This window comes from Kitasatospora sp. NPDC058444, from assembly GCF_042721415.1.
Lineage (GTDB): Bacteria > Actinomycetota > Actinomycetes > Streptomycetales > Streptomycetaceae > Kitasatospora.
Genome location: NZ_JBHXLL010000060.1, coordinates 20,107 through 46,092, shown reverse-complemented (window position 1 = coordinate 46,092; position 25,986 = coordinate 20,107). Strand labels below are relative to the sequence as shown.

General features: G+C 71.9%; 18 protein-coding genes and 3 pseudogenes. 9 read left to right on the top strand and 12 right to left on the bottom strand.

Annotation, left to right across the window (positions count from 1 at the left end):
* Positions 1-471: 471 nt before the first annotated feature.
* Positions 472-996, top strand: a complete 525-nt coding sequence (locus ACFWP2_RS36495; protein WP_380459820.1) for an AAA family ATPase — start codon at positions 472-474, stop codon at positions 994-996.
* A 290-nt stretch (positions 997-1,286) separates the two neighbouring features.
* On the opposite strand, the gene ACFWP2_RS36490 is transcribed toward ACFWP2_RS36495, so the two are convergent.
* The gene (locus ACFWP2_RS36490; RefSeq protein WP_380459818.1) at positions 1,287-1,793 is read right to left on the bottom strand and encodes a DUF6624 domain-containing protein; all 507 of its coding nucleotides are present in this window, start codon (positions 1,791-1,793) and stop codon (positions 1,287-1,289) included.
* Between the two features lie 120 nt (positions 1,794-1,913).
* A pseudogene (locus tag ACFWP2_RS36485) lies at positions 1,914-2,126 on the bottom strand (IS5/IS1182 family transposase); the annotation flags it as partial.
* Between the two features lie 182 nt (positions 2,127-2,308).
* On the opposite strand from ACFWP2_RS36485, the gene ACFWP2_RS36480 reads away from it, so the two are divergent.
* Entirely contained in the window at positions 2,309-3,427 is a 1,119-nt protein-coding gene (locus tag ACFWP2_RS36480; RefSeq protein WP_380459816.1) for an NADAR family protein, read from the top strand.
* A 171-nt stretch (positions 3,428-3,598) separates the two neighbouring features.
* On the opposite strand, the pseudogene ACFWP2_RS36475 reads toward ACFWP2_RS36480, so the two are convergent.
* Positions 3,599-4,042 (bottom strand): annotated as a pseudogene (locus ACFWP2_RS36475) (TnsA-like heteromeric transposase endonuclease subunit); the annotation flags it as partial.
* On the opposite strand from ACFWP2_RS36475, the gene ACFWP2_RS36470 reads away from it, so the two are divergent.
* A complete protein-coding gene (locus ACFWP2_RS36470; protein ID WP_380459814.1) occupies positions 4,041-5,024 on the top strand; it encodes a GNAT family N-acetyltransferase in 984 nt (327 codons plus the stop codon). The pseudogene ACFWP2_RS36475 and the gene ACFWP2_RS36470 overlap by 2 nt on opposite strands.
* Before the next feature lie 196 nt (positions 5,025-5,220).
* Here ACFWP2_RS36470 and ACFWP2_RS36465 read toward each other — a convergent pair.
* Together ACFWP2_RS36465 and ACFWP2_RS36460 are read right to left on the bottom strand one after the other, a co-directional pair.
* Positions 5,221-5,460, bottom strand: a pseudogene (locus ACFWP2_RS36465) (transposase); the annotation flags it as partial.
* Positions 5,461-5,474: 14 nt separating this feature from the next.
* Positions 5,475-6,239, bottom strand: coding sequence for a maleylpyruvate isomerase family mycothiol-dependent enzyme (locus ACFWP2_RS36460; protein WP_380459812.1), 765 nt, complete (start codon positions 6,237-6,239; stop codon positions 5,475-5,477).
* Between the two features lie 463 nt (positions 6,240-6,702).
* Here ACFWP2_RS36460 and ACFWP2_RS36455 point away from each other — a divergent pair, with 463 nt between their 5' ends.
* Positions 6,703-7,077, top strand: coding sequence for a hypothetical protein (locus tag ACFWP2_RS36455; protein ID WP_380459810.1), 375 nt, complete (start codon positions 6,703-6,705; stop codon positions 7,075-7,077).
* 224 nt (positions 7,078-7,301) lie between these two features.
* Here ACFWP2_RS36455 and aspA read toward each other — a convergent pair whose 3' ends face one another.
* From aspA to ACFWP2_RS36430, 5 genes are all read right to left on the bottom strand, one after another.
* The gene (gene aspA, locus ACFWP2_RS36450; protein ID WP_380459808.1) at positions 7,302-8,711 is read right to left on the bottom strand and encodes an aspartate ammonia-lyase; all 1,410 of its coding nucleotides are present in this window, start codon (positions 8,709-8,711) and stop codon (positions 7,302-7,304) included.
* Between the two features lie 37 nt (positions 8,712-8,748).
* The gene (locus ACFWP2_RS36445) at positions 8,749-9,765 is read right to left on the bottom strand and encodes an asparaginase (protein WP_380459806.1); all 1,017 of its coding nucleotides are present in this window, start codon (positions 9,763-9,765) and stop codon (positions 8,749-8,751) included.
* Positions 9,766-9,873: 108 nt separating this feature from the next.
* Positions 9,874-11,313: an amino acid permease gene (locus tag ACFWP2_RS36440; RefSeq protein ID WP_380459804.1), complete on the bottom strand. Its 1,440-nt coding sequence runs from the start codon at positions 11,311-11,313 to the stop codon at positions 9,874-9,876.
* A 19-nt stretch (positions 11,314-11,332) separates the two neighbouring features.
* Positions 11,333-12,040, bottom strand: coding sequence for a FadR/GntR family transcriptional regulator (locus tag ACFWP2_RS36435; RefSeq protein ID WP_380459802.1), 708 nt, complete (start codon positions 12,038-12,040; stop codon positions 11,333-11,335).
* A 31-nt stretch (positions 12,041-12,071) separates the two neighbouring features.
* Positions 12,072-12,860: a gamma-glutamyl-gamma-aminobutyrate hydrolase family protein gene (locus ACFWP2_RS36430; RefSeq protein WP_380459800.1), complete on the bottom strand. Its 789-nt coding sequence runs from the start codon at positions 12,858-12,860 to the stop codon at positions 12,072-12,074.
* 264 nt (positions 12,861-13,124) lie between these two features.
* Between ACFWP2_RS36430 and ACFWP2_RS36425 the strand changes: the two genes are divergently transcribed.
* Positions 13,125-14,033 (top strand): LysR substrate-binding domain-containing protein, encoded by a 909-nt coding sequence (locus ACFWP2_RS36425; RefSeq protein ID WP_380459798.1) that lies wholly within the window; start codon positions 13,125-13,127, stop codon positions 14,031-14,033.
* Positions 14,034-14,107: 74 nt separating this feature from the next.
* On the opposite strand, the gene ACFWP2_RS36420 is transcribed toward ACFWP2_RS36425, so the two are convergent.
* A complete protein-coding gene (locus ACFWP2_RS36420) occupies positions 14,108-15,370 on the bottom strand; it encodes a hypothetical protein (RefSeq protein ID WP_380459796.1) in 1,263 nt (420 codons plus the stop codon).
* A 1,149-nt stretch (positions 15,371-16,519) separates the two neighbouring features.
* Here ACFWP2_RS36420 and ACFWP2_RS36415 point away from each other — a divergent pair.
* Genes ACFWP2_RS36415 through ACFWP2_RS36405 form a run of 3 tightly spaced genes read left to right on the top strand, consistent with a single transcriptional unit; the run spans position 16,520 to position 20,457 of the window.
* Entirely contained in the window at positions 16,520-17,884 is a 1,365-nt protein-coding gene (locus ACFWP2_RS36415; protein WP_380459794.1) for an alpha/beta fold hydrolase, read from the top strand.
* Complete coding sequence (locus ACFWP2_RS36410) at positions 17,881-19,506, top strand: alpha/beta fold hydrolase (RefSeq protein ID WP_380459792.1); 1,626 nt, start codon at positions 17,881-17,883, stop codon at positions 19,504-19,506. Before ACFWP2_RS36415 ends, ACFWP2_RS36410 begins: the two co-directional genes overlap by 4 nt.
* An 18-nt stretch (positions 19,507-19,524) precedes the next feature.
* The gene (locus tag ACFWP2_RS36405) at positions 19,525-20,457 is read left to right on the top strand and encodes a DUF4436 family protein (RefSeq protein ID WP_380459789.1); all 933 of its coding nucleotides are present in this window, start codon (positions 19,525-19,527) and stop codon (positions 20,455-20,457) included.
* Positions 20,458-20,473: 16 nt separating this feature from the next.
* Here the strand turns inward: ACFWP2_RS36405 and ACFWP2_RS36400 are convergent, their stop codons facing one another.
* On the bottom strand, positions 20,474-20,947 hold the full coding sequence (locus tag ACFWP2_RS36400) for a phage tail protein (protein ID WP_380459787.1): 474 nt from the start codon (positions 20,945-20,947) through the stop codon (positions 20,474-20,476).
* 633 nt (positions 20,948-21,580) lie between these two features.
* On the opposite strand from ACFWP2_RS36400, the gene ACFWP2_RS36395 reads away from it, so the two are divergent.
* Positions 21,581-25,981 (top strand): LamG domain-containing protein, encoded by a 4,401-nt coding sequence (locus tag ACFWP2_RS36395; protein WP_380459785.1) that lies wholly within the window; start codon positions 21,581-21,583, stop codon positions 25,979-25,981.
* The last annotated feature ends 5 nt before the right edge of the window (positions 25,982-25,986 follow it).

Sequence of the window (25,986 nt, the reverse complement as noted above, 5' to 3'; positions counted from 1 at the left end):
CCTGCAGTACCGGCCCGACACCCTCGACGGCTTCATAGCCGGCACCGGCCTGACCCTCGACACCCCAACATCACCCTGATCAGCCGAAGTCAGTAACGCACCACGCACCTCGTGGTGATCAGCCCCGGAGGGCTCGCAACGCGGGCTGGTCGGTCACGGTGTGCTCCTCAGTTGGGGTGGTGATCAGCCCCGGAGGGCTCGCAACGTGGGGTCAGCGTCCGGACGCATGCCCGCGACCTGGGTGGTGATCAGCCCCGGAGGGCTCGCAACGCGAACGCTTCGAGGGCGTCGGCGAGGTCGGTGGCGGGTGGTGATCAGTCCTGGAGGGCTCGCAACAAGACCAGCCGGCCGCCGCCCCCACGGTGGCCCAGCTGGTGGTGATCAGCCCTGGAGGGCTCGCCACAGGCGCGGGTCGTGATCGGGCGGATAAAGCGCTGGTCGTCCGCCCGGCCGCCCTGCCACGCTCTGGGGGTGACCACGTTGTTCCTGATGGTCGGCCTTCCAGGGGCCGGGAAGACCACGAGGGCTCGACAAATCGCCAACGAGCACGGCGCGCTGCGGCTGACGCCCGACGACTGGATGATTCCGCTGTTCGGTGCGGCGGAGGCGGACGGGAAGCGCGACGTGTTGGAGGGGCGCATGCTGTGGCTCGCCCTGGAGGCGGTCAGGCTGGGCACCAACATCGTGGTGGACTACGGCTGTTGGTCCCGTGACGAGCGTTCCGCGATCCGGTGGCTGGCGGAGGCCGAGGGCGCGTCCTTCCGGATGCTCTACCTGCCGGTGGACGACGCGACGCAGCGCGCCCGGATAGCCCATCGTTGGGCGACCACCCCCGAGGAGACGCTTCCGATGACCGAGGCCGACATCCTGGACGGGCGGGCGCACTTCGAGGAGCCCGACGCGGCGGAGTTGGCGGGCGGCGAGGTCGCCGGGCCGCCTCCGGGCTGGGCGGGCTGGCGGGAGTGGGCCGCGTCCCGGTGGCCGTCGTTCGCGTGACTGCTCCGACCCGACATGGCTCGGAAAGGAGGGCGCTCTGCACATCTCCGCAAGCTCGTTCTTCATGCCCTGGCCTCGAACGATGCCTCGAAAGGGATCGGTCGTCCGGGAGTTCGCCGGGTGTGGATCCGGTATTCGTCTGAGCATGTGCTCCGACCACGGACACGACACGCGCGACCAACACGAAGGCCGCAGGGGAACGAGTCCGCTGCACCACGATGCCCAGAGAGACCCGTTAGGGGCCTGTCCGGCGGATCAGGCGTGAACGTGATCCGCCGGATGCCGGGGCGTCAGGCAACAGAGAACTGAGCGATGTACTCGGCGAACGGCGGGATTCCGACTTCTGCACGGCGCTCGTCCATGCGCTCGGGTTCCTCGCAGGGCCATGGGATCGGCGCGCCGTCCTTCACGCCGGCGATCTGCGTGCCGTAGATCTGCTTCTTCCCTTCGTTCACAAGGGTGCGGTCCTGCAGGAAGGCAAGATCTCTCGGGCTGGCGGCGCCGTCGGCCACCGCCTGCTCCATCAGCCGCAGCGCGCGCCGCTGAACGTCGAGCTGCCGGTCGGCGTGTTGCGCGATCAGCCACGCGGCCCGTGCCGCGTCCTCACCGACCAGTTCCGCGGTCGGCCACCCGTGCGCGTCCATGATCTCGCTGAGACGGTCCGCGTGCTGCGCGGTCAAGCGCCGCCAGGCCAACTGCTCCGCGGGTTCATCGCTGTTCGCCTTGCGCGCGGCCTGGTGATCTGCCGCAACCATCGTGTTGAGCTCCGCAGCCACTGCGGCAATGTCAGATGCCATCCCGACTCCACGTCAGATCGAGGTTCTCGCTGGTCATCCGCAACCTTAGGTGTGCGAATCGCGACAGAATCTCCTCCCGGAGGACGGTGACAGACACGTCCGGATCTTGGGATACTTGATCTACCCACGGAGCCAGCGCCGGATCGACTCAACGCTGACCGTCCCATGGAAGCCGTAGGCCCGTTTGTCGAAGTACTTCGCAACGGCGCGGAAGAAGTGCTTCAGGCGATTGCCCTTGGGCTCCGGGATGGCGTGCTTGATCTGGCGTCTGCGCAGGTAGCGACGGCGAGAGCTGTACGCCTTGTCGCCGCCCAGGTGGTCAGGGCGGGTGCGCGTGACCCGTCGCAGCGAAGTTTCACCAGTCTCAGCGGAGTTTGACTGGTTGCCGGTTGTCTCACCGGAGGTTGACCGCCGGTTCGGTGTCCGACGACGGCTGGGGCTTTGAGGTGGGCGCTTCAGCCGGCCCGGAGGAAAAACCGGTGCCAACTGGGTTTTCGCTGCGACACAATCTCAGGATGATCGGCAACCAGATCACCTATCGCACCGCGGACGGCGTCCGCATACCCGGAACCTGGCGGCACGTCTTCATCCGCAACGGCCACTACTTCCTCACTGATCTCTTCATCTACGCCGACGGGCTCATCGGCTGCTGGGGCCTGGTCACCATCGAGGAGTTCGAGGAGAAGCTGCGCACCGGCTGGGTGGCCACCAGCCTCCCGGAGGGCGCGGAGGCATCCGCGCACGGTCTGGCGCAATGGAAGTTCAGCGAGCCGCAAAGCTGGCAGACCCCCGAGCTGCTGCTCGCCGAAGTCCGCGACACCATCGACCAGCTGAACGGGCGGCCCGACTCGACCGGCCGCTGCCTCGCCGCCGTCGACGCCTTCCTCGCTGACCGGACCGAGGAGAACCGGGCCGCAGCCCGCGCCGCGTTCCTCGCGATCCCGGAAACGCAGCGCCGCTACGCGCTGGGCGACATGGACCGCAAGGACCAGCCGCTGCGGGTACTGGTGGCAGGACCCGGGGGCCAGACCTACCTGTCGTTCGACGGAACGGTCACGCAGGAGGACTACGACAGTGCCCTCGCATACTTCGAGGAGCGGGCCCGCTGGAGGGCCGAGCGGCCCAAGCGCGTCCCCGCGGACGGACCAGTGACGTCCCATGCCCCGGCAGTTCACGTCGCCCAGACGTTCCCCAAGGAGCCGATGGATGATCCCGGCAAGGTCGGCCTGCGCAACGACTACCCCGCCCCGATCACCGTGGGGGAGACCCGCTACCCCTCCGTCGCCCATGCCTACTGGGCCCTGTCAGTTGCTCAGCCCGAGGTCCGGGGCAGGATCGCGATGGCGGAAACCGTCTCGGCGGCGCGCAAGCTCGCGGCCGAAGCGCCTCGCCGCGAGGGCTGGGAGCATGTCCGGACCGCCGTCATGACGCGTCTGCTGCGCGCCAAGTACGACCAACACCCCGAACTGGCCGAAATCCTGCTGTCGACAGAAGACGCCACCGTGCTCTACGACGACATGGACTCGGCCTTCTGGGGAGACAACGCCGGCCGAGGGCGCAACTGGACAGGGCGTCTCCTCGAACTGATCCGCTCCGAGCTGCACGCGCGGCGGACTGAGATCCCGGAGCTGTGACCGGACCAGGCGAGTGACTCTCGAGAACCCCAACGGCATCAAGCACTCAGAGGGCTTCGTCCTCGACGGCGTTGGGGTTCTCATGGAGCAACCACGGCAACTGGTCGCCCCGAGCAACTCGCCCTCCAGGTCCGTGGCCAGGCGACCGGACCACAGCAGGTGGAACAGCACCGGCAGGACGAGCATCCGGTCCCCGACCAGCTCGGCGCCCTCGTACAACGGCCGAGGAACCGCGAAGACCTCGACCAGGCGCTCCGACACCGCCGCCGGCTCCGCCGCCCTCGCCCTGCGGTAGCGCGACAGCCGGCGGACATTCGCCATGAGCACCGGATCCGGCGTGCCGGCGTGCTCGAAGTCCCAGCCCGCCGCGGCGCAGGCCCGGCCCGTCGCGGCGCAGGCCTCCGCAGCCTGCTCGTCCAGCCGGTCGGCCGCGCGGACATCGACCACCCGGCCCCGGCCGTCGGCCAGGCCTACGAAGTAGTCCGGCGCGGGGCGGCGCTCGCGCCGGCCATCGTGCCAGTACAGCCGGAACGGCTGCGAAGCGGAACAGCCGCAGACGACCGCGGCGTGAACAGGGTGGCGGACCTGCCTCGAAGTTCGAGAACATCCGGTCATGTTGGATGGCACGGCAGGACAGGACCTTCCGGTCGGCTTCGGGTTCCGGACGTATCGTGGCGACGAGGACCACAGCGCCATGGCTGCGGTGCGGCTGGGATGTGTTGAACGGGACCACGTCGATGTCCATTCGGTTGTGGAAGGGCTCCCGACAGCGGCCGAGATCGCCGAAGCTTCTGCCAAGTTGGAGGAGCCGTCCAAGAACCAGATCCTGGTGGTGCTCGACGGGAGCGTCGTCGGCTACTCGACGATCCGGTGGTGGCAAGAGCGGGACGATACGTGGCTGTACCTGCACCGCGGCTACCTCTTGCCCGAGCATCGCGGCCAGGGCATCGGCTCAGCCATGCTGAGCTGGGCCGAAGAGCGGATCCGCCAGCTCGTCGAACAGCATGGAACGGCGCGGACGGCAGTGATCGGCGCGAACGCTGTGGCCTCCGAGCAGGACGCCACGGCGCTGCTGCGCGCAGCCGGCTACCGACGTGTCTTCAGCCTGGTCGAGCTGGAGCTGGGCGATCTGCAGCAGGTGCCCGAGGTGGGCAGCGGACTGCCGGCCGGGATACGGACAGGGCCGATCGGGACGAGCCACTACCGTGCGGCCTGGAGGACGGTCGTCGATTCGTACGCGGACACGGGCTTCGCTCAGAGATGGCCTTTCCAGGACTTCGTCGACACCGCCGACCCCGCGTGCTGGAGGGCTGCCTGGAACGGGCAGGACATGGTCGGCGTCGCCCTCTGCTCCATCCGCCGTCACGACCACACCGTGGGCGAGGTGGAAGAGCTGAGTGTCCGGACGGACCAGCGACGCCTTGGAATCGGCCGGGTCCTCCTGCTGGACGGGCTGCGGAGCCTTCGCGAGCAGGGTGCAACGACTGCCCGGCTGTTCACGGGCACGGCGAACCCGCACCGGTCCTACGACCTTTACGAGAGTGTGGGGTTCCGGCGGCAGAACGAGTACATCCGTTACCGCAAGCCGCTTGCTTGATCACCGGTCATTGGGCTGTCCGGTCAGTCCACAGGATTGGACAATGCCTCCGCAGGCGAGTTCGAGCAGTCCCTGGTGGAGGTCAGCGCGTCGCTCGTAGCGGGCGCGGAGCCGCTTGAACCGGTGCAGCCACGCGAACGCGAACGCCGGCCTCGGTCCAGTCCCGCGGCCGGCGCCAGGCCGTGACTCCGGATCAGCCCATGGTCTCGGTGGGCACATCGCGCCGGGCAACACCGGTTCGCAGCACGTGCATGATGCCCGCGAGGGCCACCCTGTCCGGGACGCGGAGTCGCCCGGGACGGCGGTAGCGCCGCTCGGGAGCGGGTGGCAGCAGCGGAGCCACCCGCTCCCACAGGTCGTCCGGAACAGGATCAGCACGCACCCGGGCACCCCGCCGACCGAGATCGTCGAGGGCGAGACCCACGGCTCGACTCATTCCGAAACGATCAGTCAGCCCCAGTTCTGCAGCTGCTGGAGCAGGCCGGCGTCGCCCTCCGTCCGCAGCGAGTCGGCCGGGATGCGCATGTACATGAGCAGGGCCATCTCGCTCGCCGTGCCGTAGAGGGCGGCGGTCGGCTTGCTCTCGGCGGCCTCCGCCGAGGTGAGGCGGGTGAAGCGGGAACCGGCGGCGTCCACCGTCTGGCGCCAGGTGCCGGCCTCGGCTGCGTGGTAGTCCATGGTGGCGGGCTCGTTCGGCCACGGGACCGTGACGGTGCAGACGGTGGCGAGGAACTCGTCGATGGCGTCGACCGCCTCGGTCGTCGGCAGCTCCTGCGGGGTACCGGAGGCCAGCTGCGCGTCGTAGGTGTGGATCAGCGACTCCGGGACGCGGCGGCGGGCCACGGCGGCCACCGTGTGCGGCGAGGCCAGCGGCTCCCACCAGGCCCAGCAGCCCCGGTCCGGGCCGGCCTCGCGCAGAGCGGTCAGCAGCTGCTCCGTCGAGTCGGCCAGCCACGTGATGAGCGCCGCGCGCTCCCTGGGCGCCACCAGCCCGTCCTTGCTCGGCCGCTCGTCGCCCGGCGCGGTGTTCAGCACGATGTGGGCCCAGAAGCGGTCCCCCTCACTGAGGTGGTTCGCCAGGTCGTACAGCGTCCAGCCCGGGCAGGACGGGACGTCGGCGTCGAGGCTGGGGGCCGCGGCGACGGCGGCCCGGAACGCGGCGGACCGCTCGTCGATCATCTGCAGCAGGGTGGGGAAGGAGAATCGCTCAGTCACACGGATCTTGTATCACCCGGACCGGGACCCTCGCACTCGATTAACTGATCGTTCCAGAGTGAGCTGAGCTGCGGATTCGGCGTCGAGGAGTTCGACGGCACCCTGGTCGACACCAGCACCCTCGACACCGACGCCGTCCGCGCCAGCTTCACCGACCTGCGGCTCACCGCCCCCGAAGCGTGGCTGCACGACGCCCCGTTGGCCGATCTGACCACCCTGCGCGAGTCCCTGCACGGCGACCTCGGCCTCCACCTCCCCGACACGGACGCGGAGAGCGCCCCGGCTCGCGCCGCCACCCGGCACGTGTTCCCCGGAGGGCCGGAGCCGGGTGCGTCGGCCGGGACGACCGGCCCGGTGGCGCGACGCCCTCGAGCCGGCACCGGGCCGGTGCGCGACGCCGGGATCGAGCCACCGCCGTCGCAGCCCGGACCTCGCGGGCTCGGCGGGCACTGTTCTCGGGTCCATGTCGAACCCCGATGCGCTGCTCGTCGACATCGCCAGGATGGTGGAGTCCGAGCGCAGCGACCAGATGCCCCTGACCGTGGTCGTCCCCGGGGCGGTCATCACCGGCCGGCTGGCACCGGAACGCCTTTGGCTCGAACGGGTGGCAGAGGTGCTCGCCGGCTCGGACCACTTGAAGCCCTTCGCGGCGCTGTTCGCGACCTCCGCCACCAGCGACCCGGACCTGCTCGCTTCCGACCCCACCCACCTGCACCTGCACGTCGCCCGCATCCTGCAGGGCAGCTACGGCCTGCCCCACACCGGGGGCATGTACCGCATCGCCATCGCGGACATCAGCAGCTGGACGGTCGGAGACCTCGGCTACTCCGACCAGTGACACCCCGAGCCGCACTGTCCTCGGACGGCCGAAGGTTCCTCGCGCGGCCGGCCCGGCTCACCCGGGCACGGCCCGGGCAGGCCCTGCCGGGGCCGCGCGGGTGCGCCACCGACGGAGGACGGCCCGCCGACTTCGACCGCAGGGCGGCGGCTCCGCACCGGTGACCGGCCGTCAGGATCAGCACCGCCCGCGAAGCGGCCCGGAAGCCGGCCTCGGCGTCGTCCTCAGGCCACGGCCGCTCCGCTGCCGGCGATGACCTCGGGCCGCAGCAGGGCCGCTAGCCGCTCCGCCGGGAGCAGGCCCCTCTCCAGGACGAGTTCGGCCACGCCCCGGCCGCTGGCCAGGGCCTCCTTGGCGATGTCGGTGGCGGCCGTGTAGCCGATGTGCGGGTTCAGGGCGGTCACCAGCCCTATGGAGTTCTCGACGGTCGCGCGCAGCACCTCGGTGTTGGCGGTGATGCCGACGACGCAACGCTCGGCGAGGGTGTGGCAGGCCGCTCGCAGATGGGTGATCGACTCCGACAGGGAGTGCAGGATGATCGGCTCGAAGGCGTTGAGCTGGAGCTGCCCCGCCTCGGCGGCCATGGTGATCGCGACGTCGTTGCCGATCACCTCGAAGGCGACCTGGTTGACGACTTCGGGGATCACCGGGTTGACCTTGCCCGGCATGATGCTCGAACCGGCCTGCACCGGTGGCAGGTTGATCTCGCCGAGGCCCGCGCGCGGCCCGGAGGACAGCAGCCGCAGGTCGTTGCAGGTCTTGGACAGCTTGACGGCGACGCGCTTGAGCACGCCGGACATCTGGACGAACGCGCCGCAGTCCTGGGTGGCCTCGACCAGGTTCGCGGCGGTGACCAGGGGCAGCCCGGTGATGTCGGCGAGGTGGCGCCGGGCGGATTCGGCGTACCCGGCGGGGGCGTTGAGGCCGGTGCCGATCGCCGTCGCGCCGAGGTTGATCTCGTGGATCAGCTCGACGGCCTCCGCGAGGCGGCTGCGGTCCTCGTCGAGCATGACGGCGAAGGCGGAGAACTCCTGGCCGAGCGTCATCGGCACGGCGTCCTGCAGCTGGGTGCGGCCCATCTTCAGGACGTCGCGGAACTCGACGGCCTTGCGGGCGAAGGCGTCCTGGAGGACGGCCATCGCGTCGAGCAGGCCCCGCACGGCGAACACGGTCGCGATCCGGACGGCGGTCGGGTAGACGTCGTTGGTGGACTGGCCGAGGTTGACGTCCTCGTTGGGGTGCAGGTGCCGGTACTCGCCCTTGGCGTGGCCCAGCAGCTCCAGCGCCCGGTTGGCGACGACCTCGTTGGCGTTCATGTTGGTCGAGGTGCCGGCGCCGCCCTGGACGACGTCCACGACGAACTGGTCGTGCAGCTCGCCGTCGCGGATCTCGCGGCAGGCGGCGACGATCGCCTCCGCCTTCGCGGCTTCCAGCAGGCCGAGTTCCTCGTTGGCGAGGGCGGCGGCCTCCTTCACGGCGGCCAGCGCGTCGATCAGGTGCGGGTGGGCGGAGATGGGCGTGCCCGTGATGGGGAAGTTCTCGGTGGCTCGCAGGGTGTGGACGCCCCAGTAGGCGTCGGCGGGGACGTCGCGGTCCCCGAGCAGGTCGTGTTCGCTGCGAGTGGCGGCGGTCATGGGTGTGCGGGTCCTCTTCTCGGAGTGGTGGGTCGGGTCAGGCGGGGGCGAGCAGGGCCGACGGGTCCAGGGCCGCCACCGGCCGCACGCCGCCGACGGGCCGGCCGCCGCCGGTGACCGGCTCCCCCGCGAACCCGGTGAGCAGCCGCGGGTCGACTCCCGCCAGCGCCAGGGCGGCCGCCGCCACCGGGACGCGCGCCCGGTTCGCCCCGTCGGCGATCTTCAGGGCGATGGCGCGGCCGTCCGGCAGCGCGGCGATCTGGACGCCCTCGAAGCCGTCCTTGGTGAGCAGCCCGGGTACCGCGCGCATCAGCTCGGCCATGTCCCGCCCCGCACCGGAGGCCATCTCCGGGTGGCTGCGCAGGGCGTCCGCCACTCTGAATTCGGGGGTCCCGGGCGCGCCGGTGGCGATGCGCGCGGCGGCACGGGCCAGACCGTGGAGGGAGACGGCGAACAGGGGGGTGCCACAGCCGTCCACGGTGGCGCGCGCGATGCGCTGGCCGGTGAGTTCCTCGACGACCTCCGCGATCATCCGCTGGAGCGGGTGCTCGGGGGCGTCGTAGTCCTGCAGCGGCCATCCGTTGAGCTTGCAGAGGTGGAGCATCGCGGCGTGCTTGCCAGAACAGTTCTGGGCGAGCCGGGAGGGAGCACGGTCCTCCCGGATCCAGGTGTCGCGGACGGCCGGGCCGAACGGCAGGTCCGGAACGTTGCGCAGGTCGTCCTCGGTGAGGCCGGCGAGCGCCAGGATCCGCCGGGCACCGGCGAGGTGGCGTTCCTCGCCGGAATGGCTGCCCATCGCCAGGGCGAGCAGTTCGCCGTCGAGCGGCAGTCCCGCGCGGACCATGGCGACGGCCTGGACGGGCTTGAGGGCCGATCGCGGGTAGAACGCGGCCTCCGCGTCGCCGAGGTGGAACCGGACCTCGCCGTCGCCGCCGAGGACGACGACGGAGCCGTAGTGAGTGCCCTCGATCACGCCGCTCCGGGTGACGTGGGCGACGGGCGCGTGGCGGGGTTCGCGGATCGCGGGCGCGTCCGTGAGGGGGCTGGTGAGCATGACTGCCTCGATAGGTGATGGTGTGGGGGCGCTGGCCTACGTGCCTGCGGGCGGCGGGCCCGGGCGGAGGCGCGGTGGGTCCGCGCGGTCCTCCCGGGCCGCCCGGGTTCAGTCGTCGGCTCCGGCGGCGGTGCGTGCGATGCGCCCGCGGATCGCGTACCAGCCGGCGACGAGTGCGGCGGCGATGAGCGGTACGCACAGCACGGTGGTGCGTCCGGCTCCGCCGTCGGCGTACATGAGGACCAGGACGGTGGCGAGGAAGGCCAGCGTCACGAGTTCGGTCCAGGGCGAGCCGGGCAGTCGGTAGCCGGGGCGGGTCAGGTCGCCGGCCGTGCTCTTCCGCCAGAACAGGAGGTGGCAGAGCATGATCATGCCCCAGGTGGCGATGATGCCGATGGCCGCGAGGTTGAGCACGATCTCGAACGCCTCGGCGGGGACCACGAAGTTGAGGCCGACACCGAGGACGCACATGCCGCTGGTGAGCAGGATGCCGCCGTAGGGCACATGGCTGCGGCTCATCCGGGCGGTGAAGCGCGGGGCCGATCCGTTGACGGCCATCGAGCGCAGGATGCGGCCGGTGGAGTAGAGGCCCGAGTTGAGCGAGGACATCGCCGCGGTGAGGACGACCAGGTTCATCACGCTGCCCGCCGCCGGGACACCGATGTGGGAGAGCACCGTCACGAAGGGGCTCTGGCCGGAGGTGTAGGCGTTCCACGGCATCAGCATCGACAGCAGCACGACCGAGCCGACGTAGAACAGGCCCACCCGCCACATGATCGAGTTGATCGCCTTGGGCATGATCTTCTCGGGGTTCTCGGTCTCCCCGGCCGTCACGCCGACCAGTTCGACGGAGGCGTAGGCGAAGACGACACCCTGGATGATCAACAGCATCGGCAGCAGGCCGTTGGGGAAGATCCCGCCGTTGTCGGCGATCAGCGACGGACCGGGTACGACGCCGTCGACCGGGTGCCGGGTGACGAGCAGGAAGATCCCGATGCCCATGAAGACGACCAGGGCGCTGACCTTGACGATGGCGAACCAGAACTCGAGTTCACCGAAGATCCGCACCGAGATGAGGTTCACGGTGAGGACGACGGCCAGGGCTACGAGCGCGATCACCCACTGCGGAACGTCGGAGAACAGGTGCCAGTAGTGGGTGTAGGTGGCGACGGCGGTGATGTCGGCGATGCCGGTGGTCGCCCAGTTGAGGAAGTACATCCAGCCGGCGGTGTACGCGCCCTTCTCCCCCATGAACTCCCGGGCGTACGACACGAAGGCGCCGGAGGAAGGGCGGTACAGGACGAGCTCGCCGAGCGCCCGCACCACGAGGAACGCGAAGACGCCGCAGATCGCGTACGCGACGAACAGGGAGGGCCCGGCATCGGCGAGCCGGCCGCCCGCGCCGAGGAACAACCCGGTGCCGATGGCACCGCCGATGGCGATCATGTTGACGTGCCGGGCTTTCAGGGACTTGCTGTAGCCGGTGTCACCGGCGTCGACGTGACGGGTCGTGGGGCGCTTCTCGTCTTTGAGGAACTGCTCGCTCACGCCTCGGCTCTGCCTTCTCTTAGGTGTCCGCCCGTTGGGGGCGCACGATGTCGGTGAGGGTGGCCTCCACGCGGTGGAGGTGGTGGGACATCGCCTCGACGGCGTCGGCCTCGGAACCGTCGATCAGGGCCTCGACGATCGCCCGGTGCTCGCAGTTGGACTGCTCGCGCCTGCCGCAGAATTCGTTGAGGAAGGTCGACTGACGCGCCAGTGCGTCACGGATCTCCTCGATCACCCGGCGGAACACCGGGTTGCGGGAGGCCTCGGCCACCGCCAGGTGGAACACGGTGTCCAGGGCGACCCACGCGGTGGTGTCGGTCTCCCGCTCCATCCGGTCGAGCAGGTGGGCCAGGTGGTCCAGGTCCTCCGGGGTCCGGCGCAGCGCCGCGTAGCCGGCGACCGGGATCTCGACGTGCCGGCGGACTTCCAGGAGGTCGCCGGCCGCGTAGTCGCCGAAGGTGGGTTCGTCGACCGTGTTCGCCACGACGAAGGTGCCCTTGCCGGTCTTCGAGACCGTCAGGCCCAGGGTCTGGAGGGCGCGGAGTGCCTCCCGCAGCACGGGCCGACTGACCTCCAGGGTCCGGCACAGCTCTGCTTCCGAGGGGAGCTTGTCCCCCACGGCGTACTGACCGCGCTCGATGGCGCTGCGCAGGTGGCCGAAGACCGCTTCCATCGCGCTGACGCGCCGCGGGATCGCCCCACCTGTCTTGCTGTCTGACAGGTTCACGGGCTGATCCTGGAGTTCGGAGCGCCGTGTGTCAAGACCCCGGATTCGTCCGCGGGACCTCCGGTGGAATAGGCCGGACACGCACCTCCCGCTCGCCGACGGGAGTCGGCGCGGGGGCCGACGTCGACCTGGCCGCGGCCACCAGGGCGTGCACCACCGCCGAGTCGAAGGCCATCTCGGGATGCCACTGCACGCCGACCGCGAACCGGTGCCGGGTGCTCTCGATCGCCTCGACGGTGCCGTCCGCCGTGCGGGCAGCCACGATCAGGCCGGCCCCGAGGGACTCCACCGCCTGGTGGTGGTGCGTGGCGACCTGGCGGGTCCCCGGGAGGAGCGCACCGATCCGCGTCCCCGGCACCGTGGTGACGGCGTGGGGGGAGAAGTGCCCGCCGTGCAGGTTGTGCCCGTGGTGACCCACCCTCTCGGGGAGGTGCTGGATCAGGGTGCCGCCCGCGTGCACGTTCATCAACTGCATTCCGCGGCAGACTCCGAGCACCGGCAGGTCACGCGCGAGGGCCTCGGCCAGCACGGCCCGCTCCCACCGGTCGCGCTCGCGCGCCGGCGGCCCCGTGCACGGATGCGGCCGCGCCCCGTACGACGCGGGGTCCACGTCCTCACCGCTGGTCAGGACGATCGCGTCCAGGCGCGCGACGACGTCGGGCGCGGCCTCCGGCGCGTCCGGCGGCAGCAGGACCGCGCGACCGCCCGCCGCCTGGAGGCAGCTGACGTACGCCGCGGGAAGCAGGGCGGCGGGCAGTTCCCACTCCCCCCACTGGGCATCGGCGAGGTAGGTGGTCAGTCCGATGAGTGGCTTGGGCATACCACGTCCTTTCAGGGGCGGGGGTAGATCGTCGACGGCCGTCTCCCCCGCAGCCCGTCCGCTCGACGGAGGCGGGTGCGGGCGGGCTGGGGAGGAGGGGGTGCACGGCCCCGCGGGCACACGGACGCGCCCGAGGCGGGTGGGGTGGGTCGCGGTCCCGGGGCGGAGGCTTGCGCATCCGGGCCGCGAGCAAGAATCCTGCTGCCGTTCATGCTTAAGCACAAGAAAAGACATCTTCGCGACAGATAAGTGAGCCTTAACTCCGTGCAGAGACTCGACCCCCGGCTGCTCGCCACCCTCGAAGCCGTGGTGCGCCACGGCTCCTTCAACGCCGCCGCCCGCGAGCTGGGCTACAGCGCACCCGCCGTGTCGCAACAGATCGCCGAACTCGAACGCCGCGCCGGCCTCATCCTGATCGAGCGCCGCCCCGTGCGCGCCACCCCGGCCGGCAGGGTCCTCCTCGACGCCGAGCAGCGCGTGCGGAGCGCACTGGCGGCGGCGGCCGTGGAACTCGACGCCATGCGTGCCGGCACGGCCGGACGGATCAGGCTCGGCGCCTTCGCCTCCTCCGCCGCGGGCATCGTCCCGAAGGCGCTGGCAGAGCTCCACGCGACCTATCCGGACGTGCAGGTCAGCCTCTCCCAGGTGGAGCCGGACGCCGGCTACAACCGGCTCAAGCGGGGGGACATGGACCTGGCCCTCAGCTACGACTACGACTTCATTCCGATGCCACCGCCCCGGACGCTGCGCCGACTGCTGGTCGCGCGGGACCCGGTCGTGGCAGTCGTCCCGGCGGACCACCACCTCGCCCACCGGGACGTCATCGACCTGGCGGACCTCGCGTCCGAGACGTGGATCGCGGCTCCGGAGGCCGCGCTGCGCCTGGAGCTGCTCGCCCAGATGGCCAAGACGCCGGGCTTCCAGGCCCGCCTGGAATACGACGGCGACGACTTCAACACCGTGCTCGGCTTCGTCTCCGCCGGCCTCTGCGTCGCCGTCATGCCGAGGCTGGCCCTTCCCCCGGGGATCACCCAGGTCGTGGCCCGTCCCCTCGCCGGCCCGGAGCTGACACGCTTCATCTACACCGTCCGCATCGACACCCGGCACGCCCCGCGCGCCCTCCTGGCCCTGGAACGGATGCTCGCCGCGCAGGCACAGGCCGCCCTCTCATGAGCCGGGGCGACGCCGCGACGAGTGCGCCTCCGAAGGATGCCGGCCGCCCGTGGGCCGGTCATCCGGGCAGCCGCTCACGCCTGCGAGGGGATGCTCCGGTCGGCGGTGAGCCGCTCACGCCAATCGGCCACGGCGACGGGGGACATCACCGCGAGACGGGCGATCACCTCGTCGTCCCGCCCGTCGGTCCAGCTGAGGACTCGGGTCAGGACCGTGTTCCGGACCAGGCGGACGTCCTTGAGCAACTCCTCCAGGCGCTTGAGCTCCTCCCCGGTGGCGGCGAGCGTGTCGTCCACCGCCGCCCTCTCCTCGGCCCGCTGTTGCCACAGGTAGGCCGTCAGGCCGGTGAGGACCACGCCGTCGTCGGCCGCAGCGCCGCGGAACGTCTCGGCGAGGTGGTCCAACACGCAGTCAGGGGCGTCGGCGAGACTCGCTCCCACGACCTTCGCGCCCTCCCAGCTGCTCCGTCCGGCATCGCTGCTCCGCAGCCAGAGCCCGGCCTCGACCGGGATGCGGTCGCCGCAGGCGGCCGCGCGGTAGGCGTACAGCGCCGCGCGGTGACCGTAGAACGCGTAACCCTCCTCGATCCGAACGCCCGTCGGAGCGCACATCCGTCCCGGAACGCCGCCGTAACCGGATTCGGGTTCGTAAACGGCGCAGCCGTCCAACTCGGCGTCGGTGGCCGTCGCCCAAGCCGGGTCGCACAGCTCCGGGTTCCGGGCGAGGAAGTCGGCCACCTCGACCCGCCACGCGGGAACCGGGCTCATCCGGGGTTCGGCCCAGACCACCGTTCCCGTCTCGTCGAGCGTGTACCGGCAGGCCTGTTCGAGATCGATCCAGGCCGTGGCGGCTTCGGCGGACCATTCCAATTCCTCGCCGGGGCCCACGCGGTGCAGCGAGCCGATCACCCGCTGGACCATGGGCAATACCCGCCGGACCAGTGCGTGGAGCTCCTCGGCGCCGAAGAAGCGCCAGGTGTCGGTGCCCCGGTCGTCGACAGCGCGGTGGGTGAGCGGGAGGGCGAAGACCGCCGGCGAGGGAAGAGCGCCATCGCCGACCGCGGCCCGGCGGTGTCCCGGGAGCCAGAGGTCGGCGTCCTCGTCCCGCGTTCGCCAGTCGGTGTCCCCGAACCAGACGGCACCGGTCGCGGCATCGACGGCGAGCCACTGCTGGTAGCCGTTACCCGGCCCGAACCGTTCCTGGTGGTGCTCGGCCTGCCGGTCGTGCCACACGTACTCCGCTGGTGGCGGACTGAGCTGGACGGCGACGAAACCGTCCTGCGGGGTGTACCCGACGACGACGTGTGCGGTCGGTTTGCTGTCTTCGGTCCCGGACATGCGGCTCCCTCCGTGCCGGACCGTGGCGGTTCCGCCACTGTGCGGCACCGAGCCTGCCCTGCGAGAGCCCGTACGATCAAATCCGATCAGTAGTGGACTTGTCACGCCGCGAGGGTCCGTGTACGAGCGGAGCCGAGGGCAGGCGATCGCAGAACGCCGACGCCGCCACCCGCACGACAGGGCATGAATCCGGCCTTGACGCGACGTCACCGGGCGTCGCATGATCAGCGCGTGAACCTGTCAGACAGCAAGACAGGAAGTCCGAGTCCGCACCGGAACCCCGCACCGGCGTGCGGAACCCGCACGGAGCCGTCCGAACCGGCGGCCCGGGCGGTCCCGGATACCCGGGCGGAACCGGAAGGGCCCTGACTCGCCGCCGTGCCGGGCTCAGTCCTCGAGCACCGGGGGTGTGCGCAGCAACGCCCGGGTCAGCAGCCGTTGGAGGAGGCGCAGCCCCAGGATCCGGCGTCGCCCGGGACGGGCTTCCCCGTCGGCGGTGGGCCGCCGCGGACGGCCGGCGCCCCTCGCAACGGACGGGGCCGCCCGCCCACGACGCGCCCGGCTGGTCGGCCTCGTCGAAGCACATCGGTGGTTGTTCGCCTGGACGCCGCCCCAGGCACCGGTGGCGGCCCGGCGAGTGGATCCGGCCCGGACCGTGCCGTAGTCGCACGGTGACCACGGCCTCGCCCGGAGCGGGCACGCCGCCTGCCGGAGCCGGAGCGGCCACTGCTCCGAGTGGAGCCCACGAGTGGTGGCCGTCTCCCGGCGGCCCGAGGCTGGGCTGCGCAGTCCCCGGACGAACCGTGCGGCGGCGGCCGGCACCACGCGGCGCCGTCCGTTCCGGGGCCGTGAGAGAGACGGGACCACATGATGAGACAGGGCGACAGCCCGGGCCACCCGCCGTCCGTCCACGGGAGCGCCCGGTCCGGGCGAATACCGGCACGACACCGGTGGGGACGGCGAGGCTCCCGGGGCGCACGCACCGGGACGGCGCTCGCCACGGCCGGCCTGGCCGTCCTGGGGGCGGCCGGTCCGACGCCGGCCGGTGCGGTGCCACCGGCCGTCCGCGCTCCCCTGTCGGGAACCGCGGCACGGTTCGTGCCCGGCGCCTGCCCGCAGACCCCCGAGCCGGTCCCCGGGCGCTGCGGGATGCTGGAGGTGCCGGAGAACCGCGCCGACCGCACCGGACGCACCATCCGGCTGGCCGTCGCGATCATCCCCGCCGCCTCGGCGGCGCCGGCCGGGGACCCGGTGGTGTTCATGGAAGGCGGGCCCGGGGGCGACGCGTTCGGGAGCATCCCCTTCCTCCTCGATTCCGGTGTGAACCGCGACCGCGAGCTGATCGTCATGGCCCAGCGCGGCACGCTCCACTCCCAGCCGGCCCTGCTCTGCCCGGAGATCGACCGGTTCACCGCGGAGTCCGTCGGGCTGCGCTACGACGCGCCGTCGACCGGGCGGCGGCTGGTGCGTGCGGCGAGACAGTGCCACGACCGCCTGACGGCCGACGGGATCGACCTGGACGCCTACAACACGACCGAGAACGCCGACGACTTCGCCGACCTGCGCCGGGCACTGGGCATCGACCGCTGGAACGTCTACGGGTACTCGTACGGCACCGAACTGGCCCTCACCCACCTGCGGCGGCACCCCGAGGGGATCCGCTCGGTCGCGATCGACTCGGTCGTGCCCCCGGACATCGTGAGTCTGCCGTGGACGTGGGACAGCGCCCGGGAGGGGATCGGCGCGATCCTCGCGGCGTGTGCGGCGCAGCCCGTCTGCGGGAGCCGCTACCCGGACCTCCCGGACACGCTGACGGAGCAGGTCCGGCGCCTGGAGGCGGGTCCGCTGCGGCTGACGGCGCGGCCGCCGTCGGGAGGCGAGCCGGTGGAGGTCGTCCTCGACGGGGGCGCCCTGGTGAACCTGCTGGTCGCCAACGCCGTGAAGGCCGTCGACGTCCCCGCGGCGCTCGACGAGCTCGCCGACGGGAATCCGGAGCGCTTCGCACGGGCCCAGGCCGCGGGCGCGAAGACCCCGGTCGGCGAGGTCGGCCACGGCCTGACCCAGTCGGTGGCCTGCGGCGAGTGGGTGCCGGGGTACGCGCGCTCCGACGTGCTGGAGGCGGGCCGCGAGGCCTTCCCCGGCTGGCCGGGCCGGGTGCTGGCGCAGGCACCGCAGCTGCCCTTCGAGTACGGCGTGTGCCGGGCCTGGGACGTCCCGGACCGCACCGACGTCCAGCGGGTGGCCACCGTCAGCGACGTGCCCGCGCTCGTCCTCTCCGGCACCTTCGACGCCAAGTCCGGGGCGGCCTGGGGCGCGTACGCGGCCCGGACGCTGTCCCGCTCGACCACCGTGTGGATCCCCGGGATCGGCCACTGGGTGGTGCCCCAATCCCCTTGCGCGCAGAGCGTCCTGGCCTCCTTCCTGGCGGATCCGACCGCGCCGCCGGACACCGCCTGCGTGGCCGGGCTCGCCCCCGAACCGTTCACCGTCACCCCCGGCCCGGAGTCCGCATGATGTCCATCCACCCAGCCCGGCACCGGCGCACCGCGCGACGGTCGCTGACCACCCTGGCCGGGGCCACCGCCGCCGTCCTCGTCCAAAGCCTCGTCACCGGTCTCCTCACCGGCCTCGCCACCGGCCTGACCGCGGTGCCCGCCGAGGCGGCGTCCGGCGCCGGGGAGCCCCTCGGCACCGTCGCCGGGACGGCGGGCCACGCCCGCTACGCGCCGGGCCCCTGCCCGAGGACCGCCGACCCGTCCCCCGCGCTGACGGGGGCCCGCTGCGGAACGCTCACCGTGCCCGAGGACCGGGACGACCCCGAGGGACGGAAGATCACCCTCGGCGTCGCGATCGTGCCGGCCACCCACCGGAAGGCCGACGACCCGATCGTGTGGCTCGCCGGCGGGCCCGGCGACGACGCGGTCTCCGAGATCCCCCTGGCGCTCAACGGCGACCTGAACCGCGACCGGGACGTGATCTTCATGTCCCAGCGCGGGACCTACTCGGCCGACCCGGCGCTCACCTGCCCGAACATCGACGAGTTCAACGCGAGCGCCCTCGGCCTCGTCTACGACGCGCGCTCCACCGGGCACCTGCACGTCGAGGCGACGCGGGCCTGCCACGACGAACTGGAGGGCCGCGGCGTCGACCTCAGTGCCTACAACAGCACCGAGAGCGCCGCCGACTACGCGGACCTGCGCAGGGCGCTGGGCATCGAGCGGTGGAACGTCTTCGGCATCTCGTACGGCACCGACCTGGCCCTCACCTACCTGCGCCTGCACCCGCAGGGCATCCGCTCGGTCGGCATCGACGGCGTACTGCCGCCGTCCCTGGCGGGCGGGGCCGTGACCTGGAAGGCGGCGCGCGAGGGCTTCGACGGCCTGTTCGGGGCCTGCGCGCGGCAGCCCGCCTGCGCCGACCGCTACCCGGACCTGAAGGGCACCTTCGAGCGCCTCGTCAGTGAGCTCGAAGCCGACCCGGTCACCACCACCGTCACCGTCCCGGGCCGCCCGGAGCCGGTCGAGGTCGTGCTGGACGGCGGGGTCCTGGTGAACTGGCTGGTCTCCGCCACCCACCTGGCGGCCGGCGTGCCCCGCTCCATCGACGAGTTGGCCCACGGCGACCCCCGGCGGATCGCCGAGCAGTGGGCGGGCGGCAAGCTCAGCCCGCAGGCCGTCGGCAGGGTCTCCCACGGGCTCGCCTACGGCGTCTTCTGCAGCGAGTGGACGCCGTTCGAGAGCCGGGCCGACGTGATGCGGGCGGGGCACCGCGCCTTCCCGTCCTTCCCCCGGTCGGTGGTGGCCAACGCCCCGCTGCTCGCCTTCCTCCAGGCGGACTGCCGTGCCTGGGACGTTCCCGCCGCGCCGGACTCGGTCCGGGACGTGACGGACAGCAACATCCCGACCCTCGTGCTCTCCGGCGGATTCGACGCCCAGACCGCACCGAGCAGCGGGCCGTACGCGGCCCGCACGCTCAGCCGCTCCACGGAGGTGACGGTCCCCTACGTCGCCCACGTGGTCTTCGCCGACTCGCCGTGCGCCCAGTCGATCACCCGGTCGTTCTTCGACGCCCCGACCGCACCGGACACGGGCTGCCTCGCCGGGCTCGAGCCGCCCGCGTTCGAGATCGCGCCGTAGGGCCTTCCGGTCCCCGTCGTGAGCGCCCTCGCCAGGCTGCGCGGAAACCGCTTCGCCCTCGCCGTCCTGCTGCTGGCCCTCGCCTGCGGGACGGGTGTCGCGCTCTACCTCGACGAGCGCGACACCCGGCAGCGGAGCCGGGCACTCGCGGTGCCGAGCGCCCCCGACTGGGTCGAACTGAACGTCGCGTCCCAGGACTTCGACCCCGGGGGTGCGCAGCTGACGCTCTTCGTCGTGGCCCTTCCGCACGGCGGCCTGGCCCAGGGGCCCGGCTCGTCCGCCTTCAGCCGCCAGGTGGAGATCACGGTCGGGGCGATCGCCAGGACGGTCCTGCGGACGGCACCCGGAGAGGTGACGGAACCCCAGCTCGTCCCGGCCGGCCTCTACGGCGGCACCGAGACCGACTACCCCTTCGACCGCTACCGGTTCACCGCCGCCTTCTCGGCCTCGGACAGCACCGGCGCCGTGCCCGTCGGCCTCGTCTTCGGCGACGCGGACCCGTTCTTCTCCGTCCACCCCACCGCCGACACCCCGGCCTCCGGGGCGGTGGTCCTGCACGCGAGGGCCACCCGGGCGCGCAGCACGCTGATCCTGGCCTGGTTCATGATCGCCGCAATGTGGGCGCTGGCACTGGCCGTCATGGGCGGCGCGGAAGTGGTGTACCGCGGCGGCCAGGGCATGGTGTGGCCCGCCCTCGGCTGGATGGCGGCGACCCTGTTCGCGCTGATCGGCATGCGCAACGCCGCGCCCGGCGGGCCGCCGATCGGCTCGCTGATCGACTACATCGCGTTCTTCTGGGCCGAGGCGATCATCGCGACCAGCCTGACCGCCGCCGTGATCGCCGGCACCCGCGTCGAACGCCGAAAGCGCGCCCGGGCGGAACAGGCGGCCCGAGCGGACCAGGCCGACCAGGCCACCGAGGCCCCCCGGGCCGAACCGGGCGACCCCTGACCCGCAGGTGCCGCCGTCAGTACTCGCCCTTGACGACGAAATACGAGCCGCGGATGGTGCCGGCGAGCTTCGACTTCTGCCGGGCGAACTTGAACCGGGAGGCGAGTTCCTCCGGGACCTCCATCCCCTCCGAGAGCTTGAACCCGACCGCCCGCTTCTTGGCGTCGTCGACGGTGTACATCACGTTGACCGCCAGCCCGCTCTCGTAGAAGACGTAGGCCATGCGGATGTCCTCGACCTGGAAGGCCGTGGCCTCCAGCGGTCGGGACGAGATGACGATGTCGCGCTCCTCCTTCAGGATCCGGTGCACCCAGTCGACGGCCTCCCGGGCGTCGCCCGCCGACTCCACCGGCTCCACCGTGAAGACGTGGCCATACTTGTTCCTGAAGTAGCGGGCCTCGTTCGCCCGCAGGCCGGCCAGCGCCTCCGCGACCGGCGACGACTCCAGGCCCACGGTCGAGACGGTCTCGAAATCCACGGTGTACGTCATTGACGGCTCCTTCCTCCTCGACGTCGGTGAACGGCGGACGCCCCGGAATGCGGGAGTTCCGCGTTCCCGGCAACCGGTCGCGAGCTCCCCGTCGGGCGCCGCACCCACCCCGTACGGTGCCACACCGCACCGCGCTATCCCGGTCGGCGCGCGCACGGCGCGAACGCGTCCTGATCTATTCCCTGAAATCCTCTCGACTTGCGTTCCGCCAGTAGCAATTTGAGCATCGTATACGAACCTATGAATCGGCCGAGAGGTCCTGCCCGGACACCCGGATCGTCCTGTCGAACCCTCCGATCTCCCCTCGGTGTCTCCAATTCAGCGCCTTTCCGGCTTGAATAACAGCAGGTCAGAGCCGTGAGACAGTCGTGAGACAGGCGGCCGGACAGGTCACCCCGGCCTGCCGACCGCCCGCGCCCCCTACAGTTCTGCCCTGGCGCCGAGGAAAAGGCCTTCACGGGGCGCACACGACGGCGCGCTCGGGACATCGAGTGCGGATCCGATGCCCGACCCGGTGGGATGTCTCCGATTCCGACCGCGTCCCCATCGGTTTCACCCGTTCCGTGGACCTCCCCGCAGGCCCGATTCGGTGCCGTCATTTCACGATGTCGGTCGATCTCGAATTGGTTAACAGTGCAAAGAACAAGGTGGAGGCGATTCGCCCAGGGCTGGTTCGCCGCCGCGCTGACCGTGGGGGCGCTGCTCGGGGCGGGGGTCGTTCCGGCGACCGCCGCGGGCGGCGCGGGTGCCGTGGGCACCGGGCCCGGTCAGGGGGCGACGGCGGCCGGTGCGGTTTCCGCCGAGGGGCCGGAGGGCCTCGCGGTCGCCGAGGCACGGCGGACGGGCAAGCCGGTGGACGTCGCGCAGAAGCGGACCGAGTCCAGTGCCACGGTCGCGCAGCCGGACGGACAGCTGGTGACGACGACGTACGTCCAGCCGCACTGGGTGCGCCGGGGCGGTACCTGGGTGGACATCGACCCGACCCTCGCCGAGCGGCCGGGCGGCGTGGTGGCGGCCAAGGCGGCGACGGCCGAGGTGGAGTTCTCGGGCGGCGGCAGCGGCCGTCCGCTGGTGCGGATGGCCTCGGCCGGCCGGGAGCTGAAGCTCAGCTGGCCCAAGCCGCTGCCCAAGCCCGACCTGAAGGGCAGTACGGCCGAGTACCGCTCGGTCCTGCCGGACGTGGACCTGCGGCTGACCGCGACCCGGACCGGGTTCACCCAGGTCCTCGTGGTGCACACCCCGCAGGCCGCGAAGAACCCCGAGCTCGGACGGCTCCGGCTCGGCCTCCAGGGCGACGGCCTGACGGTCGCGCAGGCCGCGGACGGCTCGATGACGGCCGTCGACAAGGGCGCCGGCGGCACGGTCTTCGAGGCCCCGACCCCGGTGATGTGGGACTCCGCAACCAAGGCGGCGCCGGCCGCCGAGCCCGCGCAGACCTCCCGCCCGCAGGAGCGATCGCTCGCGGCGCAGGCGCCCGCTGCTGAGGCGCCCGCGGCCCAGGCACCCACGGAACAGGCGCCCGAGGCCCCGTCCCTGGCCGCCCCCGGCGAAGGGGCGAAGGTGGCCCGGATCGGCGTGGAGCTGCCGAAGGCGCAGGACGGGATGGTCCTCACCCCGGACCGGTCCATGCTGGACGACCCGGGCACGGTCTACCCGGTCATGATCGACCCGGCCTGGAGCACGCCGCACGCCGGCGACTGGGCGGGCGTCTCGCAGTACTGGCACTCGCAGGCGTACTGGCACTTCACCTACAACGGAAAGTACGTCGGCGACTGGGGCGTCGGGTACTGCGGTGACACCTCGCGCTGTCAGCCGCGCGACGTGAAGCGGGCGTTCTTCCAGGTGCCGACCAGCCAGTTCGCCGGGAAGCACATCCTCAGCGCCGAGTTCGTCGCCAACGAGAGCTGGTCCTTCGACTGCACCCACCAGACGCCGGTCGAGCTCTGGAACACCGGCTACATCAGCTCGGGCCTCACCTGGGACGGCCAGAACGGCAGCGGGTTCTGGAACCGCTACCTGCAGACCGTCTGGACGGCCAAGGGCTGGAGCGGTGACTGCCCGGCCGGCCAACTGGAGTTCGGCGGCGACTCGGGCCCGGTCCGCGACCTGGTCCAGGACGCGGCCAACTGGGGCTGGTCGTCCACCACCTTCGGCCTGCGGGCCCGCGACGAGAGCGACCTCTACGGCTGGAAGAAGTTCACCGACGACGCCGCGCTGCGGGTCCGCTACAACGTGCCTCCGCGCCAGACCTCGATGAGCGACCTGACCATGTCGCCCGGCATGTGCGTGTCCACCGGGGTCAAGCTCAACAAGTGGCCCCAGCTCACCGCGAAGGCCGGTGACCCGGACGGCGAGGCGGTCGGCCTCCAGTTCGCCGCCGCCTGGGACGACGGCACCACCGGTTTCCGGCGCCGCTGGTGGTCCACCGGCGCGGAGGGCACCGCGCCCGGCTCCGACACCTTCAAGGCCTCCGGCTCGGCCTTCTCGATCACCCTGCCCGCGCTGCCGGCGCCCGCGAAGGGCCAGTACGGCTGGGAGGTGCGGGCCTGGGACGGCGCCGAGTGGGGGCCGTGGTCCTCGGACGGCGACCCGACCGACTGCTACTTCTCCGTCGACACCACCGCACCCGACGGCCCCGCCATCACGTCCTCGTCCTACCCGGGCTCCTCGGACGCCACCGCCACCCTGCCCTGGACCGACGGCGTCGGCCGCTACGGAAGCTTCACCATCAGGTCGAAGGCCACCGACGTGGCCAAGTACCAGTGGGTGGTGGACGGCACGGCCCTGACCAACGAGGTGGCCGTCAGCGGCGGCGCGGCCGCCACGGTGAACCTGCTGCCGGAGAAACCCGGCCTGCACACCCTCACCGCCCGCGCGATCGACGGCTCGGGCAACGCCTCGCAGCCCGAGACGTACTACTTCAACGTCCTGGCCGGCCGGCCGCAGCGCGCCGGGTGGTCCATGGACGACCCCTCCGGCACCAGGCTGACCGGCACGGGCGGCGGGTCCGACGCCACACTGGGCTCCGGCGCGAGCCCGCAGTCCCCCGGGCACCTGGGCGACGCCCTGGCCTTCGACGCCACGGCCGACGGCTACGCGAGCACCCAGGGCGCGGTGCTCGACACCGCCAGGAGCTTCACCGTCTCGGCCTGGGTGAAGCTCGCCAACGCCGACCGCAACCGCTCGGCGGTCTCGCAGTCCGGGTCGTACATGCCCGGCTTCAGCCTCGGCGTGCGCAACGGCGGCTGGGCCTTCGAGACGGTCAGCACGGACGACGTCGGCTACGGCTACCAACTGGCCGGCGCCACCGGTCCGGCGGCACTGAACCAGTGGACGCACCTGACCGGCGTGTACGACGCCGCGGCCAGGACCGTGATGCTGTACGTCAACGGCGTTCCGGCCGGTGCGCCGGTCGCCGCCCCGGCCTCCTGGTCGGCCCGGGGGTCGCTGGAGCTCGGCCGGATGCGCTACCGCGGCGGCTACAACGACCCGTGGTCGGGCGCGCTGGACGAGGTGAAGGTCTGGGACCGCGCGCTGTCCGCGAGCGATGTCACCGACGTGGCGGCCGACCGGCAGCTCGCCGCCGGCCTCCCGGCCAAGGCGGTCTGGCACCTCGACGGCAACGCCCGCACCGCACCCAGCGCGTCGGAGTCCGACGACCTCACGGTCTCCGGCGCGGCGCAGCTCGGCATCCCCGGCGTCGCCGACAAGGCGATCCGCCTGGACGGCACCAGCGGCTACGCCCGCACCGCGCGGCCGATGGTCGACGGGACGAGGAGCTTCTCCGTCTCCAGCTGGGTGCGACTGCCCAAGCTCGCCGACGGCGACACCGCCGCGCGCGTGGTGATCGACCAGATCGGGGCCCACAACAACGAGTTCTCGCTCTACTACTCGGCCTACAGCAAGAAGTGGATCTTCGGGCGCTACAAGGAGGACAGCGCCGCCGACACCCTGGTGCGCGCCGTCCAGCCGGTCTGCACGGGGCCGGTCAACGGCATCCCCTGCTTCGGCCCGAACGAGGGCCAGTGGACGCACCTGCTCGGCGTCTCCGACGCCACCGCGCAGAAGCTGCGCCTGTACGTCAACGGGACGCTGGTCGGTGAGACGGACTACGTCCAGACCACGCCCTGGCCCGACCCCGGCCCGGTGCAGATCGGCGCCATCAGCCGGGAAGGCAGGAACGGCGACTTCTTCGACGGCGACATCGACGACGTCCGCCTCTACGACCGGGTGGTGACCGCCACCGAGGCCGCCGACCTGGTCAAGCAGCGACCGCAGCTGGTGGGCCGCTGGCGACTCGACACCGCGGCCGGCTCCCCGCCCGTCTCACCGGACGAGAACAGCACCGCCTCCGGAGCGCAGCTCGGCGACGGCGCGAGGACCGACCCGGGCGGCGGGCTCCTCCTCACTCCCGGCACACTCCGGCTGGACGGCGTCAAGGGCTACGCGCAGAGCGCCACCACCCCGCTGCACGCCGACCAGAGCTTCACCCTCGCCGCGTGGGCGGACACCGCCGGCGTCCCGACCCGGGACATGACGGTGCTCTCCCAGGCCGGCGCCAACGGCGACGCGGTCACCGTGCGCTGGCACTACCTGAAGGACGATCCGGCCACCGGCGCCCACCTGGGCGAGTGGCAGGCCGAGGTGAACACCGGCGACGGCGCCACCACCGGCCGCACCGTCGTCGCCCACTCCCCCGCCACGAGCGTGCTGGAGAACTGGACCCACCTCGCGGTGACGTACGACGCCCTGGCGGGACAGCTGTCGCTGTACGTCAACGGGCAGCCGGAGAACCAGCTCTGCACCGGCGGCGACTCCTGCGTCTCGCGGACCTCCTGGGGCCCGGCCAGGCGGCCCTTCGACGCGGGCCCGGGCCTGCAGTTCGGGCGGGCCAGGACGGGTGCCGGCACCTGGGGCGAGTACTTCTCCGGCGAGCTGGACGACGTCTGGGCCTACCAGGGGATCCTGAGCGCGGCTCAGATCGCCAGGCTCGCGGACTACAACACCGAGATCCCGACGACCACCGGTCCCTGACCGGT

Coding starts and splice junctions, on each gene's coding strand:
- ACFWP2_RS36490 (WP_380459818.1), bottom strand. CDS start 1,793: ATGGCATCTGACATTGCCGCAGTGGCTGCGGAGCTCAACACGATGGTT.
- ACFWP2_RS36480 (WP_380459816.1), top strand. CDS start 2,309: ATGATCGGCAACCAGATCACCTATCGCACCGCGGACGGCGTCCGCATA.
- ACFWP2_RS36470 (WP_380459814.1), top strand. CDS start 4,041: ATGTTGGATGGCACGGCAGGACAGGACCTTCCGGTCGGCTTCGGGTTC.
- ACFWP2_RS36455 (WP_380459810.1), top strand. CDS start 6,703: ATGTCGAACCCCGATGCGCTGCTCGTCGACATCGCCAGGATGGTGGAG.
- aspA (WP_380459808.1), bottom strand. CDS start 8,711: ATGACCGCCGCCACTCGCAGCGAACACGACCTGCTCGGGGACCGCGAC.
- ACFWP2_RS36445 (WP_380459806.1), bottom strand. CDS start 9,765: ATGCTCACCAGCCCCCTCACGGACGCGCCCGCGATCCGCGAACCCCGC.
- ACFWP2_RS36430 (WP_380459800.1), bottom strand. CDS start 12,860: ATGCCCAAGCCACTCATCGGACTGACCACCTACCTCGCCGATGCCCAG.
- ACFWP2_RS36420 (WP_380459796.1), bottom strand. CDS start 15,370: ATGTCCGGGACCGAAGACAGCAAACCGACCGCACACGTCGTCGTCGGG.
- ACFWP2_RS36415 (WP_380459794.1), top strand. CDS start 16,520: ATGCTGGAGGTGCCGGAGAACCGCGCCGACCGCACCGGACGCACCATC.
- ACFWP2_RS36410 (WP_380459792.1), top strand. CDS start 17,881: ATGATGTCCATCCACCCAGCCCGGCACCGGCGCACCGCGCGACGGTCG.
- ACFWP2_RS36400 (WP_380459787.1), bottom strand. CDS start 20,947: ATGACGTACACCGTGGATTTCGAGACCGTCTCGACCGTGGGCCTGGAG.